Annotated in this window: 2 protein-coding genes and 2 pseudogenes; 1 reads left to right on the forward strand and 3 read right to left on the reverse strand. The window is 50.0% G+C overall.

From position 1 onward, the window contains the following. A pseudogene (locus tag Q0231_RS14765) lies at nucleotides 1-150 on the forward strand (phosphatidylserine decarboxylase); the annotation flags it as partial. On the opposite strand, the pseudogene Q0231_RS14770 reads toward Q0231_RS14765, so the two are convergent. The 3 genes and pseudogenes from Q0231_RS14770 to Q0231_RS14780 all read right to left on the reverse strand — a co-directional run. After that, a pseudogene (locus Q0231_RS14770) lies at nucleotides 139-390 on the reverse strand (glutamate--tRNA ligase family protein); the annotation flags it as partial. The pseudogenes Q0231_RS14765 and Q0231_RS14770 sit on opposite strands and share 12 nt — an antisense overlap. Before the next feature lie 4 nt (nucleotides 391-394). Next, on the reverse strand, nucleotides 395-2,059 hold the full coding sequence (locus Q0231_RS14775) for an NAD+ synthase (protein ID WP_299348634.1): 1,665 nt from the start codon (nucleotides 2,057-2,059) through the stop codon (nucleotides 395-397). A 135-nt stretch (nucleotides 2,060-2,194) separates the two neighbouring features. Further along, nucleotides 2,195-2,560 (reverse strand): hypothetical protein (locus Q0231_RS14780; RefSeq protein WP_299348636.1); only part of this gene is annotated, 366 nt, incomplete at its 5' end.

Raw genomic sequence — 2,560 nt, forward strand, 5'->3', positions numbered from 1 at the left:
CATATTGTTTATCACAAGGGCAAATTTGTGAACGCATCGCTGGACAAAGCCAGCGAACATAATGAACGCAATTGCGTGACAATTGAAGCCGCCGACGGTGTGAAAATCGGTGTTGTGCAAATCGCCGGTTTGATCGCGCGCCGCATCGTGAAAAGTTGTACGTTCAGATTGACGCTCTAAGCGGTTTGGTTTGATGCCCAGCCATGCGAGATCCTTTTCGATCGCGTCCGCATATTCCTTTTTGGAGCGCTCCAAATCCGTATCGTCAAAACGCAGGATAAATTGACCACCGGTTTTAAGCGCAAACATCCAGTTCATCAAAGCAGGTCGGGCATTGCCGAGGTGAATATAGCCAGTAGGCGAAGGCGCAAAGCGCACAACTGTGGTCATTGGTTTAGTTTCCTTGGTCACGATAACCGTTGGTGATTGGATATTTGCGGCCAAAACCAAACGCTTTTGCGGTTAGTTTTGGTCCTGGCGCTGATTGGCGTCGTTTGTATTCGGCGATATAGAGTAATTTTTGCACTTTGGCGACAATTTCTGCATCAAAGCCTTCGGCAATGATCTCTTCCATCGATTCTTCGCCCTCTACAAAACGCTGCAAGATAGCATCCAGCATTGGGTATGGCGGCAAACTGTCTTGATCCGTCTGGTCTTCGCGCAGTTCAGCACTTGGCGCTTTGGAAATGATCGCTTGCGGGATCACCTCACCTTTCGGCCCCCAGCAGTCTTGAGGCATATGGTTGTTGCGCCATTCTGCCAAATGATAGACCTGCATTTTATAGAGGTCTTTGATTGGATTATAGCCGCCGTTCATGTCGCCATAAATGGTGGCATAACCAACCGCCATTTCAGACTTGTTGCCGGTGGTGATCAGCATGGAGCCAAGCTTGTTCGATACGCCCATTAAGTATGTGCCACGCATCCGCGATTGCAGGTTCTCTTCCGCTAACCCTGGCTCTAAACCGGCGAACAGCGGCGCGAGTGCACTTGTTGCAGCTTCCACCCCATCACCGATCGATACAATATCATATCGCACACCCAAGCGTTGTGCGCAGTCTTTGGCGTCTTTTAGGCTTTCCTCCGATGTGTAACGATAGGGCAACATGATACAATGCACATTGTCCGCGCCCAATGCATCCACCGCCATCGCGGCAACAATGGCGCTATCGATGCCGCCAGAAAGGCCCAGCACAACAGATTTGAAGTGGTTCTTTTGAATATAGTCCCGCAGCCCCAACACGCAGGCGCGCCATGGTGCTTCATCCTCTGAAACCAAATTGGTGATTTGTGGTTCAGCGCAAACCCAAAGATCGTCCTCGCGCGCCCAATCACTTATGATGAGCTGCTCTTCAAAGCTTTTCGCTTGAAACGCCAACGAGCGATCCGCATTCAATCCAAATGACGCCCCATCAAACACCAGCTCATCTTGGCCGCCAACTTGATTGAGATAAAGCAGAGGTAGATCAGTTTCCACTACACGCTGCACGACCTCATTTACTCGAACGTCTTGTTTGTTGCGCCAGTAGGGCGAACCATTGGGACACAAAAGCATTTCTGCGCCAGTTTCGGCCAAACATTCGCAAACTTCGGGCCACCAAATATCTTCACATATGGGCACACCGATGCGCACATCATGGATGTTGAAGGGCCCGGGAAGTGGACCTTGTTCAAAATAGCGTTTTTCGTAGAAAACATCGTCGTTTGGCAGTTCGTATTTGGCGCGCCAGTCAACGATTTTACCATCTTTGGCCAAAAGAACAGCGTTGAATAGCTTGTCGCTTTCTCGCCAAACACAAGGAATAAGCGCTGCGATATGCTCGCCTTTGGTCAACTCCGCCAGTTCGCAAGCGGTTTCCATCGCGTCAGCAACGAATTTTGGCTTAAACAGCAAATCCTCAGGGAAATAGCCGGTGATAAACAGTTCTGGATAAAGAATGATATCCGCGCCCGCATCAATAGCTTCAGCGAGTGCTCGCTTACCTTTTTCAAAATTTACTGAAAGCGCGCCAACGGTGGGGTTGAGCTGAGCAAGCGCAATGCGCAATTTATCGGTCACAAAGAACGTCCAAAACTGATCAAAATCGGGGGTAGATGTAGCGATTCAATAGGCGTTAAGCAAGGCGTGTGCAAAGACACAAAAAAACGCACCCAAATATTAGGTGCGTTTTTTGAGATAATTCGTTGTGCCGGACTAAAACTGCACTTTCAGCTCAGCCAGAACGCCATATCGCCAAAGCGAAAACGCGTCGATCCGCTCTGGCGTCAAATAGTATGTCCCACCCGTACTTGGGCCAATATCGTAAGTACCATCAGAATTGCTATCGACAGGGGCTGTAACATCCGCAAGGCCGTAAACAAGGTTGCCCTGCCCGCGAAGGTATGTCGCGCGCCCGCCAACACGCACTGCGACATTATCGGTGACGTTGTAGCCAACCATCACGTCTGCTGCACCACCCCATCCAGAACCATCAAATTTTGACTCTGTCGCTTTGTAGGTTGTGTATCCACCACTGGTGATTGGTGCAAAACTATGTCCACCCAGGATGCCCGAAAGGGC

It is taken from the genome of uncultured Maritalea sp. (assembly GCF_937139385.1).
Lineage (GTDB): Bacteria > Pseudomonadota > Alphaproteobacteria > Rhizobiales > Devosiaceae > Maritalea > Maritalea porphyrae_A.